We start from the raw sequence: 20,446 nt of genomic DNA on the forward strand, positions 1-20,446 counted from the left end.
CGATTATTGTTAAGCTTTAAAAAACTAAGACTTAAGATACTGACAGTTTGTTACAGGCGAGTTACATTTTCATAAACATAAAATGACAATGTAATTGACTTTAAAATTAGAGGGTTAAGTAAAATTGAGGAACCGAAAAAAGCCGCCCGAAGGCAGCTTTGGTGTTGCGATTATAAATGAGTTCTTTTGTACGCTTACCTGTTGAATTCGATTTAGAGTAAAGCGGTACGTAGTGTTTCGGCGTGCACTTTTTCACGCTTCACATACTTGATCCATTGCTCAGCTAAACGCTGTGATTTTTTGTGTTTTTCCGCTTGCTCAAACGCTAAAATCGAGGCATCAAAGTTTTGTAAGTTATATTGCGCCATACCTAGAGCTACATACACATTGGATTCAAACTCTAAGCCGCCTTTATCAAGTGCTTTACGCGCTGCATCCGCTGCTTCTTCGTATTTTTCAAGGTTAATGCTCACCTCTGCGATACGTTGTTCGTACTGACCGTGCGTTACTAAATCAGCAGCCTTAGCAAAATAAGTAAGCGACTTTTCAGCCTCTTTTGCTTGTACCATAGCCTCGGCTACGAATGCGTAGTTTTTTGCTGACTGCTCGGCAATACCATCTTGCATCGCTTTGCTCATTACACTCGCCGCTTTATAAGCAAGGCCATTGTATAAATACACTTGCGATAATTGGCGTAAATCAGATTTAGATGTTAAAAAGCCTTGCTGATATGCCGCTTCTAAAACCGCTAACTGCTCTTTTTCTGCGCCTGTTTCACCGTACATACCACCTAATTGAACCCAATACTCTGGCTTGTTGTAAAGCTTCACTAAACGCTCAAGTACCTCGACCACTTTGTCAGATTGATTAAGTGAGTAGTACATAGCACGTTGTAAAATTAGCCAGTTTTCTTTTGGCATTTCACCTTTGCTGTCAGCTTCTGCGATAGCAAGATTAATGTTTTCAATGCCTTTTTGGTAATCTTTAAGCTGATAATACGCTTGAGATTTCAATACGTAATAAGCATCTGTTTTAGGTTTGTCGTTAATCACATCCCACTGCGCTAAATATTTGATTACCTTTTCGTAATCGCTATTAGCCATCGCAAGTTGCGCTAAGCTAAAGGTGGTGCTTAGACGTAATGTTTCTGGAATTGCATCTTCGTTTACTACTTTTTCAAACGAGGCAATTGCTTTATCTAAGTCGTTTTCGTTGTAGTAAATAAAACCGTAGAAATTATGCATCATGGCAATTTCATACGAGTTCATGCTAGAAGAGCGCTCTTGAATACTATCAAGGGCTGCTAATCCTGCTTGTGCATCACCATCATCTGCCAACTTTTGTGCACGCGCTAATTGGCTATACACTTTTTCGCGCAGTGCAGGTACGCGTTTAGTTTTTTGCTCCTCAGCGTAAGCTGTTGCCAGTGTGGCACCTGGTAACATGCTAACAATGCTTGGTAATACTAGGCTGCTAGTGAAAGCAGCCGCGCAAATCACGGCAACTTTTAAAGGTTTCATAATCGCATTCCTCTTTTCTAACCGTTAATTTGGAAAGAAATTTTGTTCTGTACGCCCGCTACTTCAACAGCTTCACCGTTAACAACGCGCGGTTTATATTTAAATTTAAGTGCTGCATCCATCGCAGCGCGGTCAAACAGTGACTCAGGTTCAGCTTTCACTACTTTCGGGTCACGTACTGTGCCTTGTTTAGTTACTGTAAACTCAACAATCACATAACCTTCGATACCACGCGATAAAGCTCGGCGCGGATAAACAGGCGCTACTTTTACAATCGGTAGGTATTCACCGTCGCTTGATTCAAGGGCTAAGCCACCGGCTAAGTTAACGTCGGCTTCAACACTGGCACCAAAGTCAAAGTTCGCATTGCTCGCGTTAGGATCACTGTTTTGCATTTGCGGTGATTCCATTGGCGGAGGTGGCTCTTTTGGCGTTGGTGGCTTTTGCGGTTTACGTTCTTTCTTTTGCACTGTCTCTTCTTTTTTCAGACGAACAAAATCAAGTACGTTTCCTTTTACGGGCTCAGACATGGCCCCTTCACCACCGGTGATCAGTGCCTGCATGCCTAAAAACAGCATGACAGTCACGATACCCGCGATGATTAATGCAACTATATAACGCATCGCTCACATTCCTTATGATGCTTCTTGCGCAGCAATCGACACATCAAATGCGCCTGCAGCTCGCGATGCATCCATTACTTTAATAAGTACATCGGTTGTGGCTTTCTTATCTGCTTGAATAACCACGCTACCTTGTGGGTTTTCAGCTTTTAAGCGCTCGATATTTGCTTGAACTGCACGAACATCTACTTGGCGTTTGTTGATCCAAATTTCACCTTTGTCAGAAATAGCAACTAAGATGTTGGCACGCTCTTTTTTAACTGCTGTTGCCGCTTCAGGACGGTTTACATCAATACCGGCTTCTTTTACAAAAGATGCTGTTACGATAAAGAAGATAAGCATGATGAAAACAACGTCTAGCATTGGCGTCATGTTGATTTCTTCTGCGTCGTCTTCTTGAAATAAGTTACCTAGTGGCGCTCTCATTGTTAGTCTCCTAGTGGGTGATGCTCACATCACCCTAAAATTCGTTTAGTGGTCTAAGACCATGTTGTCTTCAAGTAATTGCACTTCGCGTTTTGCACGACGTTGTAAAAACGTTGAGGCGAATACCCCTGAAAGTGCACCCACCATGCCGGCCATTGTTGGGATAGTGGCTTTAGACACCCCTGATGCCATCGAACGTGCACTGCCTGTGCCTGTGATTGCCATTACATCAAATACTTCGATCATGCCGGTTACGGTACCTAACAGACCTAAAAGTGGACATAACGCAACCATTACGTTGATAAGCGCAAGGTTATTATTTAGTTGCATGCCAGCGCGTGAAATCATCGCTTGGCGAATTTGCTCTGCGTTCCAGCTGTTACGCTCTGCTCTATTGCTCCAAGTACTTTTTACGTCTTTCTTGTAGCGTTTAAAGCCACCAAAGAAGTACATAAAACGCTCAAGTATCAATAACCACATCGCGAAGATGAGCACCCCGATGACCAAGAGAACTTGGCCACCTGTGTCGAGGAAATCACGTAGAGCATTGATTGCATCAATCAATAGCACCATGATTTATGCTCCTTTCTCGCTTCGCTCTGCGATGATACCTGCGCTTTGCTCTTGTAAAATCAACAGCATGTTTTTAGAGCGCGTGTTAAGAAGTGTGTATAAGAATACTGTAGGGATAGCCACAACCAGACCAAGTACCGTTGTTACAAGTGCCTGAGAAATACCACCCGCCATTAGTTTAGGGTCACCTGTACCGAACAAAGTAATTGCTTGGAAGGTGTTAATCATACCGGTTACTGTACCTAGTAGACCCAGTAGCGGTGCTACCACAGAGATAATCTTGATTAGCGTCAGGTTACGAGTAATTTTTGGCATTTCACGAATGATTGCTTCGCTTAATTTAAGTTCAAGCGTGTCATACGCTACATCTGGGTACTGATCTTTCACTTTCATTACGCGACCAAGTGGGTTGTCATCACGTGCCACTGTGTCTTTAAGCTGACGACGAATTTTTCTACCCATAATCATCAGAGATACAAAACGCTCAAGTGCGATTAGTAAAGCGATTAAACCAACACCTAAGATGATGTAACCAACCGTACCACCTTGGTGAACTTGCTCTTCAGTATCTGGTGCTTGTACTAAAAGACCTAAGATTGAACCACCTGTAGGGTCAAGCGCGAACGGTACAACACCTGAATTTGCTTGTTGTAAGTCAGTCGCAGTTGCTGTGTAGCGACTGCTAGGCTGACGTGTAAGCTGGCTAATTGTATTTGTAGCCGGTGTGTACTCTAGGTATTTACCATCAGCGATTAAGTTAAATGCACCAACACGCACCACTTCTTTTTGTGCTTTGCTGCCACCTTCAACGATAACATCTGTTGTAAAGCGAGATACTTTACCTTGTTCAGTCATTTCGCGTTGTAATTCAAACCATACTTTTTCGATATCATCGATAGAAGCAAGCTTTGAAGTTGAACCCATTTTTTGTGCTAGCTCATCCATGAAGTTACTACGACCAGGAAGCTCTGCAGAAACAACTGACGTCATGAATTTGTTGCTTGAATCGCCCGCTACTTGTTGTAACACACCGAATAGCTCTTTAAGTGAGCCCATGCGGTTTGAAAGTGTTTCGGTTAAGTTAGCTAGCTTTACTTCGTTCTCTTCAAACTGAGTTTCTAAACGTTCAGACTCGTTAAGCATTGCAGTACGTTTTGCTTGTGTATCTTTAAGCATTTGTACTTGTTCGTTTTGACGCGCCATGAACGCTTGCTCACGTTGTTTATTCTCAACGCTTTGCTGAGCTTTACCTTGCTCTAATGTTTTTAGTAATGAATCTAAATCCATTGGCTCAGCCGCTAGACTGCTACCAGCAAAACCAACGCCAGCTGCAAACACGGCCATTTTTGTCATTTTCGTTAATAATTTCATCTCAAACCTCTTATTCAGCAGCGTGGACTGGCAGTGTTAACATATCTGGGGCAAGTTGCTTACGTGCAATGCGTAAACCTTTATTGATTTGGCTGATTGCAGAATCTGGCAATTCAACAAACGATTTTGTTTGTGTGTCCCAGCTACCTGCTTTTTTGCCGTCGCGTGTTAAATAAATAAGTTCTAAACGACCGATGCGTAAGAAATCTACTTCGCGTTCTTGGCCATCTACATTAAGTAATGATGTATACGCTTCAATAGTGCGACCGTAATCTACTTCAACTTGGTAAGCTTCAAGTAAGCGGCGGAATTTTTCACTTGAAGTGATGTCTGCGCGGTCCATCATTTCTTTTAATGAAGCAATACGCTTGCTACGTTCTTCAGTTAAGAAAGGCACGTCTAGTGCAACAAATTGCTCAAGACCTGTGATCATGCGCATCATTAACGGCGTGATTTGACGCTCAATAACTGATACCTGATCCATTGACTCGTTTAACGCGTCCATTTCTGCAATTTGATTGTTTAATTGCTTAGTTAGCTGCGCGTTATAAACAGTTAAGCCATCAATTTCTTTATTAAGGGCTTTGAATTGTTGTAAACGACCTTGCATTGAATCTGCAATCTTGTCGATTTTAGTTTGTGATTGCGCGGCAGAGTTGTTTATTTCGCTGCTTTTATCAATTACTTTATCTAGATCGTTTGCATGTACTGCTGCCGATGCCGCTACAATACCTGCTAAAATCAGTGGTTTAACGCCTTTCATCGCATACACCTTTACTCGTTAAGTTAGCTTAATTTGCTAGTGGGTTTGTTTTAATGTGCGAAAGGATAACGATGAAAAATGACAAGCATGTTGCGCAAAAAATACAAAAATATGACAGCTGTAACAATTCGTTTATATTAGGCTAAAAAGGAAGTGATACTGGTATGAAGTTTAAGGGTTATTTTGTTTAGACTATGGGATTATTATTTGGGGTTACAGTTAAGAAAAGTGATAACAAATTCCGCTTGGGTTGAAGTTAGTTTAATCAACTATAGAGCGCGACCAACAGATATTTTTCACAAAGTTATGTCTTTTGATAATAGAAGTTGTTTTAAATATGCCAGCACTAGTAACTGCTGGCATATGATAAGTTTATACAAGTAGAGGAGCTGTATGACTAGCCATTTCTATTGAAAATTTAGCTAATTGAGAAAGTTTCATAAGCATCTTCTTAAAAATCAAGCGAATACCACGGTAACTAAAATCTATGAACTTTCCTGCGGGCAGGCCACAGAATACATACATATGACCCACTATCCCTTTTACTTCAGCTGCATAGGCCTGAGTTGTTTCTATCTCATTTGCTAAATAGGTCGCAATAGCATCATAAATAGTGAGTAAGCCCGTTACACTTGCTTGTATCGAATGTAATACACCTTTTTTATTTAAAAAGTCGAGCAGCGCGGCGCCTATCTTTTTGGCCCAGCGAACAGAAAAGTGAGCTTGATGACGTTTTTCAAAATCAAGGCGAATAGCTTCTTGGTGACGTAACTCAAACCCTTTTTGAATATCAGCATAGCTTTTGTATTTTGATGCCGTATTTAAATATCCAGGGGTCGGGTTAGTCATACTATGTGCACCAGGAGAGATATTCTGTGCCGAATTTAAAATATATTCGTCTGTGGTGTGTACAAAAGGCCAAACAGGCACCATAGGTACGGGATCACCTGCGTGAACACAGCGATATACGCCTTGTAACGCTTTCTCAGTATGACTTGCAAAACTTAAAAAACCAACTCTAGGTGCACCAAAAGTATACAGTTTCACAGGTACTTTAAAGCGTTGTTTTAGCCAATTAGCGGCTAAATTCGCCAACGCTCCACCTAAGCTGTGGCCAACAACATGGACTGGTGCCGTAGGGTTTTGCGAAAAGTATTGCTCCAGTTGTGATTTAAGTGAATTAAAAGTTTGATTAAATCCCGCATGTACACTCTGATTATTAGGTCCTGTTGCGACACCGCAATGTAAATCAGTAAGACAATCGCGCATTTTTGCTGTACCACGAAGTGCTAGTACATAATGATCTTTAAACGCCCCTGTTCTTCCTTTAGCAATACAGCCAAATGGAGTTTGGTGCCGAAAAATTCGTTCTAAAATAGAGCCACTGATACCTGTAATATTGTTGTTATCAAAATTAAATAAAGGGCTTAGATAGGGGTAGCTAGCAGAAGTTTTTAATCCGCCCTGCTCAAGAGTTGCATAGGCAATGTTGGCAAAATGTGCTGCTTGTGTTGGTTGTAATGAAATCATATTTATCTTCCGTAATAAAATGTTGAATTTCTAGTTTAAATTATTAGCTTCATCAATAATTTGCTGTGGGTCAATTATAGTGAAGTCTTTATCCCACCTACAAATTGATGAACCTGTAAGCAATAAGTTTGGTTGCTCTGGATTATCAAACTTAAAAAAGACTTCTTTATTATTAATATCTCCGTTTAATTCCTTTAATTTTTGCGAGTATTCATGCATAGGGTGTATGCTGTATAGGGTTGCCGCCCATAATAAATATTCCTGCCTCTTATAAAAAAATTTAATCTGTTGGGCAGTTCTCATATCGACGAAAGGAATACCTGGTTGATCAGAACGTATTATCCATTCAGGAAAATTAAAGTTTCCATGAGCGTCTGTGTAAGTCGCATCTTTTCTTGCTTTTCCGTCACAAAAATATAAACCACGCTCAATTTTTACGTTGGCCAAAGGTTCACCATTATTTGTTAAGCGGCCTGTAACCTCTGGACACAAATGCACTTTATATGTGCCAAACTTATCTAAAAGAGGCTGAATTATTGTGCTAAAGGATTGGAGTTTATCGATGAGTGACATTTGAACCTCTTAATTTATAAATGGAATTACGAGGTATTGCGTAAAAAAGTGTTGTACGCAGAATATCCACATTCCATGTCAATATTGTCAGCATTTTATAGTCTAGGTGAAAATATGCAATCAATTTTAGAGTGATGTAATAAATTATGTTGCACTAAAATTACACAGAATGAAATTAGTAAGCTTGTACTAGGCTAAATATGTTGAGACAGACAAAGGTGCAGGGCTAGGCTAACTTGGAGGTTATACAATAATGTAATGTAATTTTTTGGTTTTACCTTTTGAAGGAACATTATTTTGTGGTGTAGTATAGTTACAGGCAAGTTAATATATGAGGTTGTTGAAAAGCAATGGAACCTCTTAAGGTGTGGTTTTTAACTCTATTTCTTACATCAGCTGGCCTTTTCTTTTTTATAATATTACCAATGCTAATAGCTATAAAAGATAAGAAAACTCAGCTAATAGAGGATACTCTTGATGATGGTAATCGTTTTTACTCATTAAATATCATAACTGCTGGTAGCGGCGCATTGCACTATGGTTCTATCTTTCTATTCGACAGGTATGCAAAACGCTATAAAGTAATGGAGAAAAAAGAAAATGTTCCCAAAAACTTGCAGATTTGGTTTAAGCTTTATTATGTTTTATTTATAACATTTAGCTCAATGTTTTTATTGGCATGCCTTATGGCATATTTTTATTTAAATTGACTGTTATTCTTTAATTTGGTGGCACTGACACAAATTGCATAACCTGCTGGTAAGTGCTTTGCCAGTCTTGATAATTAACAGGCACAGCATAGTAACTTCCTTTATTTTCAATAACTAAAGACGGAAAACCTTGGACAGGCAAGCTCCTAACCTCGTTTATTTCATTCATTAGTAAAGAATTGATTTTTTCACTTTGAATTTCTGTAATAAAGGTGTTTTTTGCTAAACCAATTTGCTCGGCTAGATTGGCAAGCGTGCTTATGTCAGATGGGTTTTGTGCATTTAGGTAGTAGGCTTTTTGAATTGCATAGAGCATCTCAAGCTCTTTGTTGTATTGCCTTGCAACAAGCACAGCACGGCATGCAGGGTAAGTTGAGCGGCGTGGTTGAGTATTCAACCAAAAGTTATGATTAAAATTAGTGCCAAGCTGCTGTTCTATACGTTGCCATGTTTGCTGTAAAAATTGCTGCATATCTTCAGGCATTGGTTCATCAGAATCAGGTGCAAGACCACCCACTTTATATTCAATAGCGAGTTTATCCCCTAGGGCTTCTTTCAGTTTTAACCAGCTTTCTCTATAACCCCAGCACCAACTGCACATTGGGTCATATACATAAATCAGCTTTGCCATTTAGCTCACCTCATGGAAATCAGACACCACCACATTACGCCCTTTTGCTTTGGCTTTATACAAATTATCATCAGCTTGCTTTATCGCTTTACTAAATTGGCTACCCTGTTCAAGGTTTGCAATACCAATACTGCAAGTAATAGAAATAGACTGGCCAACATCATAAGCTATTTGCTTATTTGATACGTATTCACGTAGTTTTTCAGCAACACCATGGGCTGTTTTCAAACTTGCTTTTGGTAATAGAATCATAAATTCTTCACCGCCATAGCGTGCTTTTATATCTGTGCCACGTAGTTTATCGTGAAGCATGGAGGTAAAGGCAATTAAAACCTGGTCGCCAAAGTCATGGCCATAGGTGTCATTGAGCACTTTAAAGTTGTCTAGGTCGATTAATAACACAGACATAGGTAAATAACTGTTCGCTTCTGTATCAAGCCTTGGCTGAATGTGTTCATAAATATAACGCCGATTGGCAAGGCCAGTTAGGGGATCGGTTAATGCATCTCGCTTCTCTATCAATGTAATATCTGCAATTTTTTGATGGCTCTTTTTTCTAAAGTATTCACTTATCGCAGAAAATAAAATAACCAGCGAAAATGAGGCCAAAAAACGAGAAACTTCAACATCGCCATACTGCACTTGCCCAAAGTTGGGGCCAAATAGCATTAATAAAGTACTGATATACATCACAGCCATTAATGCACTGCCAAACATCAACCCCAATGTGACATAAGAAACCACAGGGTAAAACATAACCCAATAAAGAGCTGTATTCTCTTTTCCTCCAGTGTAGATAAGAGAAATACACAAAAGTAAAACGATCGACATAATAATACAGGCAATTGTCATTAGGTTGCCTGTTTTAAAGTAATACAACAAACAAAGCACGATTGTTATATCACTAACAATTAACATCACAGTTAGTGGCATTTCATAAATATGGAAATTAGAAATGACTAACGATGTAATCAATACAAGTGCAAAAAATGCCATTGTAAACAAGGTAAAGGCACGGCGTTGTTTATCCGCCGTGTCAACGGTTTTTGTGGTTACGGCTGTAAGCCAATTTTGGTCCAATACAGTATAATTCCGTTGTTAATTAAACTTTAAAGGTTAACACGAGCTTTTCTAGCTCATAAAACTGTGCTTTGAGTTTAGTGCACTCATTCAAGGTGTTATTTAAGTTGTTTTGACCTTGGTTAGACAACTCACTAATTGAGTGAATATCACTATCGAGGCTCTGTATAACATGATTTTGTTCCGTCGTAGCGTTAGCAACACTATGATTTACTTCATCTATTGACTCTATAGCATGGGTGACTTCAGACATTTTTTCGCCCGCAACATTGGCTTGTGCCACACTTTTTTCACTGTCTTTTATACTCGCAGTCATTACTTCTACTGCCGAGGCAGAACCCTGCTGAAGCTGCGAAATCATCTCTTCAATTTCTTGCGTCGATTGTTGTGTACGATGTGCTAACTGACGCACTTCATCTGCCACAACAGCAAAGCCTCGCCCTGCTTCACCAGCCCTGGCAGCTTCAATCGCAGCATTTAGTGCCAGTAAATTAGTTTGCTCACTCACCCCTTTAATCACTTCAAGGATCTGACCAATGCTTACGGTATGTGCATCTAGGCTGTTGATTGTTTTTTGTGCTTGTTCCATATTGCGTGACAGTGCATTAATTGCAGCAAGGTTATCTGCCAGTGCAGCCTGACTTTGAAGCGATTGGTTATTAGCATTTGTAGCAAGTGTTGATGCATGACTTGCACTGTTGGATATTTCCACTGCACTTGAAGTAAGCTCGTTAATTGCAGTTGCCACGTTATCAGTACGTTTAGTTTGATCTGCGTACATAGCTAATGTGCCTTGGGTTTGATTAACCAAGCTCTCTACCAGGCGCTCTAACTCTACTGTGGTGTTTTTAACTTGCTCGATAGAGCCATGAATTTTTTCAATAAAAGCATTAAAGTAGTGACTTAGTTCACCAAACTCATCATTGTTTTCAACCTCAAGGCGGCGGGTCAAGTCCCCTTCACCTTGAGCAATGTCTTTAATGGCATCGTTTAAACGCTGCATTGGTCGCATTAAATAACGAAGTAAAAACTGCATCATTAGCACAATGGCGGCGATACCGATTAACATATAAATGGCCGCCATGTTTCTAAATGAGGCCACCGATGAGTAAGCAATTTCTTCGTTGATCACCACACCTAAATACCAGTCAACGTTTTGAATTCCTTTTATTTTAGTGAACGACACGAGTTTTTCTAAACCACCAACTTGCACTTCAACAAACTCAGATTGTAAAGACAGGCTTTTACCAAACAAATCGCGCATGTTCTTATCATTAAACTTTGTGTCTGGGTGGCTTAATATGCGCCCTTCACTGTCGAGTAAAAAGCCATAACCAAACCCTAAAAAGTCAATTTCGTTAACGATCTTTGTAATGGTTTTCATATCGATATCGGCACCTGCAACCCCACTAAAAACACCATTGGCTTGCATAGGCGCAACAGCAGAAATAGTTAGCTCGTTAGTGGTTACATCAATATAAGGTGCAGTAAATGCGGTGTTTGTTTTGTTTTCAACAAGCTTGTACCACGGGCGGGTCGTGGCATCGTAATCAGGTGGTAATACAACTGATTGGTCATTCAAAACAAAGGTACCATCGGTAATACCAATGTAGGTGTTTTTAAAATCGCCTGCTTTATCCGCTGTGTTTAGCTGTGTCAGTGTTAGGCTTTTACTGTCTCCTAACTGATAGGTTTCGGCAACAGATGAAACAATAGCCAGCTTCGCGTTTAGCCAATTTGCTATATTTTGCGATACCGATTGAGAAATCTCTTGAAGAACGAGCGAAAGCTGCTCCTGCGTTTGGCTACGCATAGAGATGAAATTGTTAATGGTAAATAAACCGAGCACTATCACTAAAACCAGTGATGCTGCCACAGTTACCTTGGTGGTAAATTTAAGAGTGCTTTGCATGACAAACCTATTTGTTATTTTTTTCGTTGTTAGCTGTTTATTTTTAACAAATTAAAACCTCTTTGTCTTATAAATTTAGGCTAAAACAGTAAAAACGTCCCAATTTAAAGTAAACGCTTTCTATATAAATCAATTACTTTGTTAACGGCAGGCAGCTTTGCTTCTAAAGTTAATAAATGAACTATGTTCAAATTAACAATTGGAACGTTCCTACAGCCAACGCAATATTTGCACCTTGAATACGTATTCATTAAACAGTTATATCATGTAAATTTACTTGTCCAGTGTTCATTAGGCATAAAAAACCCCGCAACATTGTGCGGGGTTTTCCATCATTAAAAGTGACTATGCAATTCGCTTTTTCCAGCTATCCGCTAAGCGAACCACGTTTAGTCCATACCAAGCAATAAATGCGTAGCACACTACAGGAACGAAGAAGCTCTGTTGAATACTCACAGTGTCGGCAACAACACCCTGTACTAATGGTACAAGTGCACCACCAACGATGGCTAAACATAACCAACCCGAGCCTTTACTCGTCAGTGAACCCAAGCTTTCGATTGCAACTGAGAAGATTGTTGGGAACATAATTGAGTTAAATAAACCAATTGCCAGTACAGAGTAAAGTGCCACATCACCTTCTGTGAAAATAGTCACGAGCAATAATACAATTACCATCATTGCATTAAAAAATAATGCTTTTGAAGGTGCCACTTTTTGTAGTGCCGCAGAGCCAATAAAACGACCTACCATTGCACCGCCCCAGTAGTAAGCAATCAAGCTTGCTGCTGCATGTTCTTCAAGGCCTGCAATGTGTGCTTCACCAAAATAATTTACTAAGAAGCTACCAATTGATACCTCAGCACCCACATAACAAAAAATCCCCACAACACCCATTATTAAATGTGGCGCTTCTTTAAGGCTGTGACTTTTGGCTTTGCAGTCTTGCTCTTCTGAATGTTCAGAAATTACTGGTAATTTAAAAAATGCAAATACCACTGCAATCGTTAAAAGTGCTGCAGCTAACATCAGATAAGGGACTTTAACAGACTCAGCTGTTGCAGCATTCGCAGCTAACGTGCCTGCTGTACCGAAGAATAAAATCCCCCCTACATAAGGGCCAACAGTGGTACCTAGTGAGTTAAGTGCTTGTGCTAAGTTTAAACGTGATGATGCGGTTTTTTCTGGACCCAGCGCAACAACATAAGGGTTAGCTGATACTTGTAATACCGTAATACCCGAGGCTAAAACAAATAATGCACCTAAAAATAACCAGTATTTATGCACAACGACTGCTGGGTAAAATAACATACAGCCAATTGATGCCACCACAAGGCCTGTTAGTACGCCATTTTTATAACCAAGCTTTTTCACCAACATACCCGCAGGTAATGACACAATAAAATAAGCACCAAAAAAGCAAAACTGAACCAGCATCGCTTCTGTATAAGTTAAGTCGAACACCCCTTTTAGGCGTGGGATCAACACATCATTAAGAACTGTGATAAAGCCCCATAAAAAGAACAAGGTTGTCATTGCCGTCAGTGGTAGCAGATAGTTTTTATTTTGCTGCGAGCCATCGGCGACAAACGATTGGTTTGTATTAATTTCACTCACGTGGTTTTCACTCCGTTAACAAGTTGCGTTCGATTCTACACATTGATGTAAAAATAGCACAAGGATTTAATAGGAACGTTCCAATTATTTAATTTCCTGCTATGATTGTATTATCTTAAATATTCAGCTGGAGAAGATGTGCAAACCATCAACTTCAAATCGGTGCCTTTTTTACAGCAGCACATAAAAGATACGCTTGCTTTTTATCACCCTCATTGTGTTGATCAGGCTTCAAATGGGGCCGGTGGCTTTTACCAACATTTTAAAAATGATGGTGAAGTTTACGACAAACAAACTCGCCATTTAGTATCTAGTACGCGTTTTGTGTTCAACTATGCAATGGCTTATATCGAGTTTAAAAACCCTGACTACCTGACACTGACACTGACAAAACATGGTCTAGATCATCTTGAAAATGTTCATAAACAACTCTCGGGTGGCTACGCATGGCTGTTAGAGCAAGACGAAGCCGGTTGCGTCACTATTTTAGATGATACAAACCACTGTTATGGACTTGCATTTGTGTTACTCGCGAATGCGGTTGCTCTTAAGGCAGGAGTAACTGAATGTGAGCAAACAATATCGCGAGTTTGGGATTTACTCGAAAAACATTACTTTGAACAACATCACAACGCGTATTTAGACGAGCGAACAGGTGACTTGAGTCAAGCAGATAGCTACCGTGGTCAAAACGCCAATATGCATTTATGCGAAGCTTTACTCATGTGTTTTGAAGCAACAAATAACGACCGCTATTTAGCACGAGCCAAGCTACTTGCAGAAACCTTTACAGTTAAACTAGCTGAACATAGCCGACAATTTATTTGGGAGCATTATTCTCACGTCTGGCAACTCGATCTTGATTATAACAAGAATGATCCTAAACACTTATTTAGGCCGTGGGGATTTCAGCCTGGTCATCAAACTGAATGGGCTAAACTGTTACTGATTTTAAATCGCCACATTGATGAGCCTTGGCTCGTTGAACGTGCTAAAAGTTTGTTTGATAAAACACTTACTGTTGCATGGGATAATCAGTATGGTGGTATATTTTATGGTTTTTCACCAGATAAACAAATTTGTGATAGCGATAAATATTTTTGGGTGCAAGCCGAGTCGTTAGCCGCAGCAGCCCTACTCGCTGATGCCACAAATGATGAAACCTATTGGCAATGGTACGAAAAGATTTGGCAGTACAGCTGGCAACATATGGTCGACCATAAATACGGTGCTTGGTATCGAATTTTATCTGTCGATAACCAACCTTATAGCGATGAAAAATCCCCCGCAGGTAAAACTGACTATCATACTATGGGTGCCTGTTACGAAGTTTTAAGAACGATTAGATTGAGGAATGCAAAATGAGTTTAGTGTGTTTTGGCGAAGCATTAATTGACTTTCTATCCGATGGCAAACAGCCTGAGTCATTTACCAAATACGCCGGTGGTGCCCCTGCAAACGTGTCGGTGGCTGCTGCTAAACTCGGTTTAAAAACAAGCTTTTGTGGTATGTTAGGCGATGACATGTTCGGCCATTTTATAAAAGATGAATTGACTCAACATGGCGTAAATACCCACTATTGCCAATTTACCGATGCAGCGAAAACAGCCCTTGCATTTGTTTCATTAGATGAGAGCGGTGAACGTTCGTTTAGCTTCTACAGACCCCCTGCCGCAGACTTGCTCTATCGCGTTGATGACTTTGAACATAGCATGTTTTCTGAGCACGCAATCATGCATGTATGCAGCAATAGCTTAACGGAACATAACATCTATCAAACAACTATTTATGGCCTAACACAGGCCAAAAAAGCCGGTGCTGTTTGTAGTTTTGATATGAACCTACGTGAAAATTTATGGCCAAGTATGCGTCACACACTTGATCGTATTTGGCATGTCATATCGCTATCAGATATTGTGAAACTTTCACATGAAGAGCTGGAATTTTTAAATAACCGTAGTCACAAAGACCAACCATTCGAGCACACTATCAAAACCATTTTAAAAGCTGGGGTTAGCTGTTTGTTGGTTACCAATGGTGGCGAGGCTATTCGGTATTACCATGCTGATTTTACAGGTGAAGTCACTCCACCAGCCACCAAAGTTGTTGATACTACAGCCGCCGGCGATGCATTTATTGGTGGTATGCTGGCTAAAATTGGCCAGTATTGCCCCAATAAACAGAGTTTTAAAGAATATTGCCAAACGCAAAGTAATATCGAAGAGACGATTGCTTACGCAGCTAAAGCAGGTGCTTTTGCAGTCAGTCGCTATGGCGCATTTGCGTCATTGCCAAGTGCTCAAGATTTAATTTAACCTAGTATAATGCACGGTATTAATGACTTAATACCGTGTTCAAAACATAACCTTTAGCTAATTATTTAACACCTATTTCTACTGTCATTGTACTTTCTTCAGTTTGGCCAACATAATAAAAAACATAATCTTGCCATGCAGCATCAGAACGCAATTGCTCTGCAATCAGAATCGCTTGTTCAATTGATTCTGAGTTTTGCTCTGCCGTCAAATCTAAGTGGCAAAGTGTTTCTCTACACTCTACATTTATAAGGTCTAATTTGGCTAGTTGCTCATTTGAAGAGAAAAGGTCGTTCAATTTAAATGTCATTTCATCAGCCCATTCATAGTTCACCTCTTGCTCGTCAAAAGGGACTTTCTCAACGTTATTAGGGCTTTTATCTATAACAATATCACTGCTGGTAATGACTGATTGCTCTCTTTTTTCAGTGCTATTGCTATCCAACGGCGTTGTCGTTTTCATATTAGTTGATTCTAACTTGCCATCATTATTTATGTTTGTAAGTTTTTTACTTTTAGCAGCTACATCTTTATGTTCAACTAAAACTGAGTTTTCATCTTTTTTATTTTCCTTTAACTTAGTGACTTCATCTGTTTGCCCAATAAAATAGATACATGTGAGTACTATCACCAGAAATACAATGACTAATTTAATTTTCATATCTCTCCCAGCCAACTCAAAATAAAGTTTTCACAATATATGATGTATTGATGTAAATTTTGTATGTTATTACTTTTATAATGAGTAATCTAAAAAGTCTTATTTAATACACTAGCACCAATTAAAAAAGATAGTTACAAAATTATACGATAAAAGATCTTAGTGTAACCTTTTCAGTAGGATGAACTTTTATTAAGAAAGCTTTTCTTAATGGTATTTATAAACATCATATTGTATTGAAACTTAGTTTCTACAATCTACCTACGGAACACTAATTACAGGAGTTGCTTATCATTTCAGCCTAAAAATTTAAGCATTGGTATTTATTTTAGGACTTAAAAAACAAATACCGTAAAGAAAAAGGGTATTAATTTAATACCCTTTTAAATTAGCTAATCGTCGTTTTTACATTTATCAATAATAGGTAGGTAACGCAGTACTTTCATGTTTGGGTCAATCACGACATGATCAGCTTCTTTTAATGTGATGCGCAGCTCTCCTTTATCCATTTGGTATATTTTCTCTATACCATTTATCGAAATAGGAACTGGCATGGGGAAACGTTCAGCTGCAATTTGTGGATGTTGCCAGCTCAATATTAACGTATCGCCGTTATATGTCTCTTTTAATACAGGTAATTCAGCCTGCTTAAGATACATATTAAAAAACCATTGATAGTCTTTTTCGGTTAAACGATTAATTATGGCAATAAACTCGTCGGTGTTACGATAACGAGGAGCAATTGGGTATGTTAACGACACTGTGTTATTCACACCATAAAGAAGCTCTCGTGTTGCTTGCCAAAATACGTCTTCACCCACAAGCCAGCGAAGAGTGTGTAATGTCCAACCACCTTTGCCATATATATCGGAGTTAAACGCTTGGTCAGATGTAATTTGTCCATCAAGTACAACAGGTTCACAGTTTTTCAGCCCAAGGTAAGCTGAGTACATGCTGTGGTTATACGCTGCGTCACCAAATTTATATAAGCTGTAACTGGGTTGCATGTAAAAACCAAACCCCTCATGCAGCCATGCATCATTGAGCTTTTCATGGGTCATTAAGTTGCCAAACCATTCATGAGCCAGCTCATGTTGCAGTAACCAATCATAACCATTAGGATCACGTTTGTATTTTTTACCATACGCGTTGACTGTTTGATGTTCCATGCCTAAGTGAGGCGTCTCAACAAAACCTAACTTTTCACCGCCCCACGGGTATGGACCAAGCATCTTTTCAAAAAACGTAACCTGCTGGCGTAAATCATTTTCGATAAGCTCACGTGCTTTTTGCTCATTTTTTGTCAGAGACCAGAATTCGATAGGTACAGTCGCGCCATTCACACTGGTGTAATCCGTTTGAATACGCGTGTAAGGGCCAATATTAAGTGCAATGTTATAGTCACTGGCTGGCACCGATAACAACCAATCAAACTGTTGTTTATTACCCTCTACTGGCCTCACTTCTTGTAATACGCCATTAGTCACCGCACTCAGCCCTTGCGGTACTGTTAAACGAATTCGCATACTGTCTGCTTTGTCTGCAAAATGGTCTTTACATGGCCAGAATAAGTCGCAGCCTTCTCCTTGCACAGCGGTTGCTATCCAAGGTTCACCTTGCTCTGTTTTTGAAAATACGAACCCGCCATCCCAAGGGGCATTTTTAGCTATATGAGGAAACCCTTGATAGGCTACAGCAACACTAACCACACTGTCTTTTGCTTGTTGCTCACCTAAATCAACACGAATTACACCACCATCTCGCTCATATTTAAGAGCCTCGCCTTTTGAGCTCACCTCATTAATTGTAAAGCGGCTATCCAATTTTAATTCTACAAATTGAGTGGCTGCTAGCAGTTTAAAGTCTGTTGTAGCAATACCTTTAATACGTTTGTTATCAGGAAATACCTCAAGTGCCAAATCGTAGTGTTTAACATCACTTTTAAGTGCAATCGCCGATAAAGCTTGCCCTGTATCACCAATAACAGGATCTAATGCAATAGGTTTTGAACTACACGCGGCTAGCACAGCCGATGCTACGACAGTAGTGGCTACTTTAAAAAATTGATTTACTTGCAAAATACTTTTTCCTTATCGTTATTTTTATCGATTTAAAATGGCATGAGCAATTATTTATTACTAAGATTTGCGATGAAATTCAGACCTATATTAAAAACAGATAGAGGTGATGCTCTGGATATGTAGAGTATCTAAACCTAGGACTTTTAAAGATAATCGTGGTATGTTTTTCAGCGTATCTAATTATTAAAAAGGAATTTATGCTATGAATAGCAAACTTCTTGCAGGAGGCGCAGTCGCTATTGTTGCTGGCGCGTTCCTCTATTCACAAAGTAATACAAGCGTTAATGTAGAGTTGTCGCAACTTCAGCACGTCCCTGCCGACACGCCAATTTTTTACGGTCAATTAAAACCATTTCCGTATGCTAAATACTTTGAGCTTATGCCGAGTGCAATGAAAGGCGGCAACGATTTAACGCCCGTTGTTGCTCAGCTAAGAACGAGTGGCGATCCAAATGCCCTCTTTATTGCAGCGCTTTTAGAAAAGTACCAAACATCGTTAACGTCATATGACACGTTCAAGTCTACATGGGGGTTCAGCGATGAATCTATGGGGTTATTTTACAGCCAAGGATTAATGCCGATATTTCGTATTAGAGTGGGTGAGCAAACCGCACTCTTAAATAGCATTAAAGACTCTGCTGATGAAGCGGGTATTGCCTACTCTGATGAATCTTCACAAGGTGTCACTTACACACAATTTGCACTTACTTTAGATGGTATCGATGATATTCATCTGATTGCATCTGCAACAGATAATTGGGTAACTCTTACTTTGAGTAGTCCCTTAACAAACGAGCAAGACTTACGAATTGCTTTAGGGGTTGAAAAGCCTGTTAAATCATTAGCAGATACCGATAAACTGGCAACGCTTATCAATACTTTTTCATTGGATGGAAATTCTGTAGGCTATGTTGATCATCAACGGATTGCTAACGCCCTTACTGGTAAAGAAAACTCTCGCTTACATCAAATGCTAAAAGAGTTACTTAATAAAGCACAGCAAGACAATGCATTAGCGGCTATTTCAACCCCTGAATGCCAAGATGACATCGCCACCATTGCGGCTAAATGGCCTGCAACTGTGTCAGGGACTACAAAAACACGTATCACTACTGATTACGCCAACTTTGATGTAAAAGCTGTTCTACAAAGTACAGATCAAGACTTACTAAATACTCTACAAGCAATACGTGGCTTCGTGCCAAAACACACTACACAACTTGACGGTCAAGTTTTAAGTGTTGCCTATGGTATTGACGTAGCAAAAGTACTGCCTCTAGCCAATACACTCACGGGTGCAATTAAGTCAGCTGAATTTAACTGTGGCCCAATTGTCGCACTACAGAATGAAATGCAAGATGTGAGCACTGCAGGGCTTGCCATGATGTCAGGCTTTGCAAATGGCGTACAAGGCATGAGTGTGAGCGTTCAAGATGCTGCATTTACTATTGATGACTACCAAGGGCCACAAATTGATAAGCTTGATGCTATCGTTACCCTATCAGCTACCGATGCCCATGGTTTGTATTCGATTGCGCAAGGTTTTGTACCACCACTTGCCAATATAAAACTGCCTGCCAATGGTGATGCGGTGCTGATCAACGAATACATTCCCTCACCAGTGCCACTTAACTTAGACATTAAAATGGCGCTAAAGGGCAATCATATCGTGATTTTCACTGGTGATAAGTCAGCACAGATTGCCGATACTCTAGAGTCGCAAAGTGCCACTAAAAATGGCTTTGTGAACATGGCATTTGACGTTCAAAAAATTCTTTTACCTTTGCTAGATAGCGTTGCAGCAACCGGTCAATTAAGTGATGAGGAAATGGCTGAACTTGATTCACTACGTCATCAACCTGTTAGTGTTTATTTTTCCACCGACATCACTGATAACGGTATTAACATGGAAAGTAATGTACAAATCACAAAAGAGTGATTAATTTAATTAAATACACAAAGAGCGCAATTTAGCGCTCTTTTTACACTCTCTTTCAGTACTATAAACCCCACTTCATTTAAAAGTGTATTCATGCAGCTCGCTAATGATGGTAAATCAG

18 protein-coding genes are annotated in these 20,446 nt (G+C 39.7%); 4 read left to right on the top strand and 14 right to left on the bottom strand.

What is annotated here, in order from left to right:
* Window positions 1–212 precede the first annotated feature (212 nt).
* The 8 genes from L3V38_RS07360 to L3V38_RS07395 all read right to left on the bottom strand — a co-directional run bounded on the left by L3V38_RS07360 (window position 213) and on the right by L3V38_RS07395 (window position 7,379).
* Window positions 213–1,520: a tetratricopeptide repeat protein gene (locus L3V38_RS07360; protein WP_237118931.1), complete on the bottom strand. Its 1,308-nt coding sequence runs from the start codon at window positions 1,518–1,520 to the stop codon at window positions 213–215.
* 17 nt (window positions 1,521–1,537) lie between these two features.
* Window positions 1,538–2,143 (bottom strand): energy transducer TonB, encoded by a 606-nt coding sequence (locus L3V38_RS07365; RefSeq protein WP_062568031.1) that lies wholly within the window; start codon window positions 2,141–2,143, stop codon window positions 1,538–1,540.
* Between the two features lie 12 nt (window positions 2,144–2,155).
* Entirely contained in the window at window positions 2,156–2,569 is a 414-nt protein-coding gene (locus tag L3V38_RS07370; RefSeq protein ID WP_036971869.1) for a biopolymer transporter ExbD, read from the bottom strand.
* A 45-nt stretch (window positions 2,570–2,614) separates the two neighbouring features.
* Window positions 2,615–3,142, bottom strand: coding sequence for a MotA/TolQ/ExbB proton channel family protein (locus tag L3V38_RS07375; protein ID WP_054552070.1), 528 nt, complete (start codon window positions 3,140–3,142; stop codon window positions 2,615–2,617).
* A 3-nt stretch (window positions 3,143–3,145) separates the two neighbouring features.
* A complete protein-coding gene (locus L3V38_RS07380; RefSeq protein ID WP_237118932.1) occupies window positions 3,146–4,513 on the bottom strand; it encodes a MotA/TolQ/ExbB proton channel family protein in 1,368 nt (455 codons plus the stop codon).
* A gap of 10 nt (window positions 4,514–4,523) precedes the next feature.
* Window positions 4,524–5,276: a DUF3450 domain-containing protein gene (locus L3V38_RS07385; RefSeq protein WP_237118933.1), complete on the bottom strand. Its 753-nt coding sequence runs from the start codon at window positions 5,274–5,276 to the stop codon at window positions 4,524–4,526.
* Between the two features lie 372 nt (window positions 5,277–5,648).
* Window positions 5,649–6,806, bottom strand: a complete 1,158-nt coding sequence (locus L3V38_RS07390) for a lipase family protein (protein WP_237118934.1) — start codon at window positions 6,804–6,806, stop codon at window positions 5,649–5,651.
* 30 nt (window positions 6,807–6,836) lie between these two features.
* A complete protein-coding gene (locus tag L3V38_RS07395; RefSeq protein WP_130152213.1) occupies window positions 6,837–7,379 on the bottom strand; it encodes a DUF6795 domain-containing protein in 543 nt (180 codons plus the stop codon).
* A gap of 350 nt (window positions 7,380–7,729) precedes the next feature.
* On the opposite strand from L3V38_RS07395, the gene L3V38_RS07400 reads away from it, so the two are divergent.
* Window positions 7,730–8,089 carry a hypothetical protein gene (locus tag L3V38_RS07400; protein ID WP_237118935.1) on the top strand — a complete coding sequence of 120 codons (360 nt, stop codon included), beginning with the start codon at window positions 7,730–7,732 and terminating at the stop codon, window positions 8,087–8,089.
* Window positions 8,090–8,099: 10 nt separating this feature from the next.
* Here L3V38_RS07400 and L3V38_RS07405 read toward each other — a convergent pair whose 3' ends face one another.
* The 4 genes from L3V38_RS07405 to L3V38_RS07420 all read right to left on the bottom strand — a co-directional run bounded on the left by L3V38_RS07405 (window position 8,100) and on the right by L3V38_RS07420 (window position 13,329).
* Window positions 8,100–8,720: a DsbA family protein gene (locus L3V38_RS07405; RefSeq protein ID WP_237118936.1), complete on the bottom strand. Its 621-nt coding sequence runs from the start codon at window positions 8,718–8,720 to the stop codon at window positions 8,100–8,102.
* The gene (locus L3V38_RS07410; protein WP_237118937.1) at window positions 8,721–9,800 is read right to left on the bottom strand and encodes a GGDEF domain-containing protein; all 1,080 of its coding nucleotides are present in this window, start codon (window positions 9,798–9,800) and stop codon (window positions 8,721–8,723) included. It lies immediately after the preceding gene.
* A 22-nt stretch (window positions 9,801–9,822) separates the two neighbouring features.
* The gene (locus tag L3V38_RS07415; protein ID WP_237118938.1) at window positions 9,823–11,712 is read right to left on the bottom strand and encodes a methyl-accepting chemotaxis protein; all 1,890 of its coding nucleotides are present in this window, start codon (window positions 11,710–11,712) and stop codon (window positions 9,823–9,825) included.
* 345 nt (window positions 11,713–12,057) lie between these two features.
* Window positions 12,058–13,329 (bottom strand): sugar MFS transporter, encoded by a 1,272-nt coding sequence (locus L3V38_RS07420; protein WP_237118939.1) that lies wholly within the window; start codon window positions 13,327–13,329, stop codon window positions 12,058–12,060.
* Window positions 13,330–13,476: 147 nt separating this feature from the next.
* Here L3V38_RS07420 and L3V38_RS07425 point away from each other — a divergent pair, with 147 nt between their 5' ends.
* Both L3V38_RS07425 and L3V38_RS07430 read left to right on the top strand, forming a co-directional pair.
* Window positions 13,477–14,694 (top strand): AGE family epimerase/isomerase, encoded by a 1,218-nt coding sequence (locus tag L3V38_RS07425; RefSeq protein WP_237119327.1) that lies wholly within the window; start codon window positions 13,477–13,479, stop codon window positions 14,692–14,694.
* Complete coding sequence (locus tag L3V38_RS07430; RefSeq protein WP_237118940.1) at window positions 14,691–15,644, top strand: carbohydrate kinase; 954 nt, start codon at window positions 14,691–14,693, stop codon at window positions 15,642–15,644. The genes L3V38_RS07425 and L3V38_RS07430 overlap by 4 nt, the downstream gene beginning before the upstream one ends.
* Before the next feature lie 61 nt (window positions 15,645–15,705).
* On the opposite strand, the gene L3V38_RS07435 is transcribed toward L3V38_RS07430, so the two are convergent.
* Together L3V38_RS07435 and L3V38_RS07440 are read right to left on the bottom strand one after the other, a co-directional pair.
* A complete protein-coding gene (locus L3V38_RS07435) occupies window positions 15,706–16,305 on the bottom strand; it encodes a hypothetical protein (RefSeq protein ID WP_237118941.1) in 600 nt (199 codons plus the stop codon).
* Between the two features lie 392 nt (window positions 16,306–16,697).
* The gene (locus tag L3V38_RS07440) at window positions 16,698–18,383 is read right to left on the bottom strand and encodes a M1 family metallopeptidase (RefSeq protein ID WP_237118942.1); all 1,686 of its coding nucleotides are present in this window, start codon (window positions 18,381–18,383) and stop codon (window positions 16,698–16,700) included.
* A 205-nt stretch (window positions 18,384–18,588) separates the two neighbouring features.
* On the opposite strand from L3V38_RS07440, the gene L3V38_RS07445 reads away from it, so the two are divergent.
* Window positions 18,589–20,325, top strand: a complete 1,737-nt coding sequence (locus tag L3V38_RS07445; protein ID WP_237118943.1) for a hypothetical protein — start codon at window positions 18,589–18,591, stop codon at window positions 20,323–20,325.
* Window positions 20,326–20,446: the final 121 nt, after the last annotated feature.

It is taken from the genome of Pseudoalteromonas sp. L1 (genome assembly GCF_021728095.1).
Taxonomy (GTDB): Bacteria; Pseudomonadota; Gammaproteobacteria; order Enterobacterales; family Alteromonadaceae; genus Pseudoalteromonas.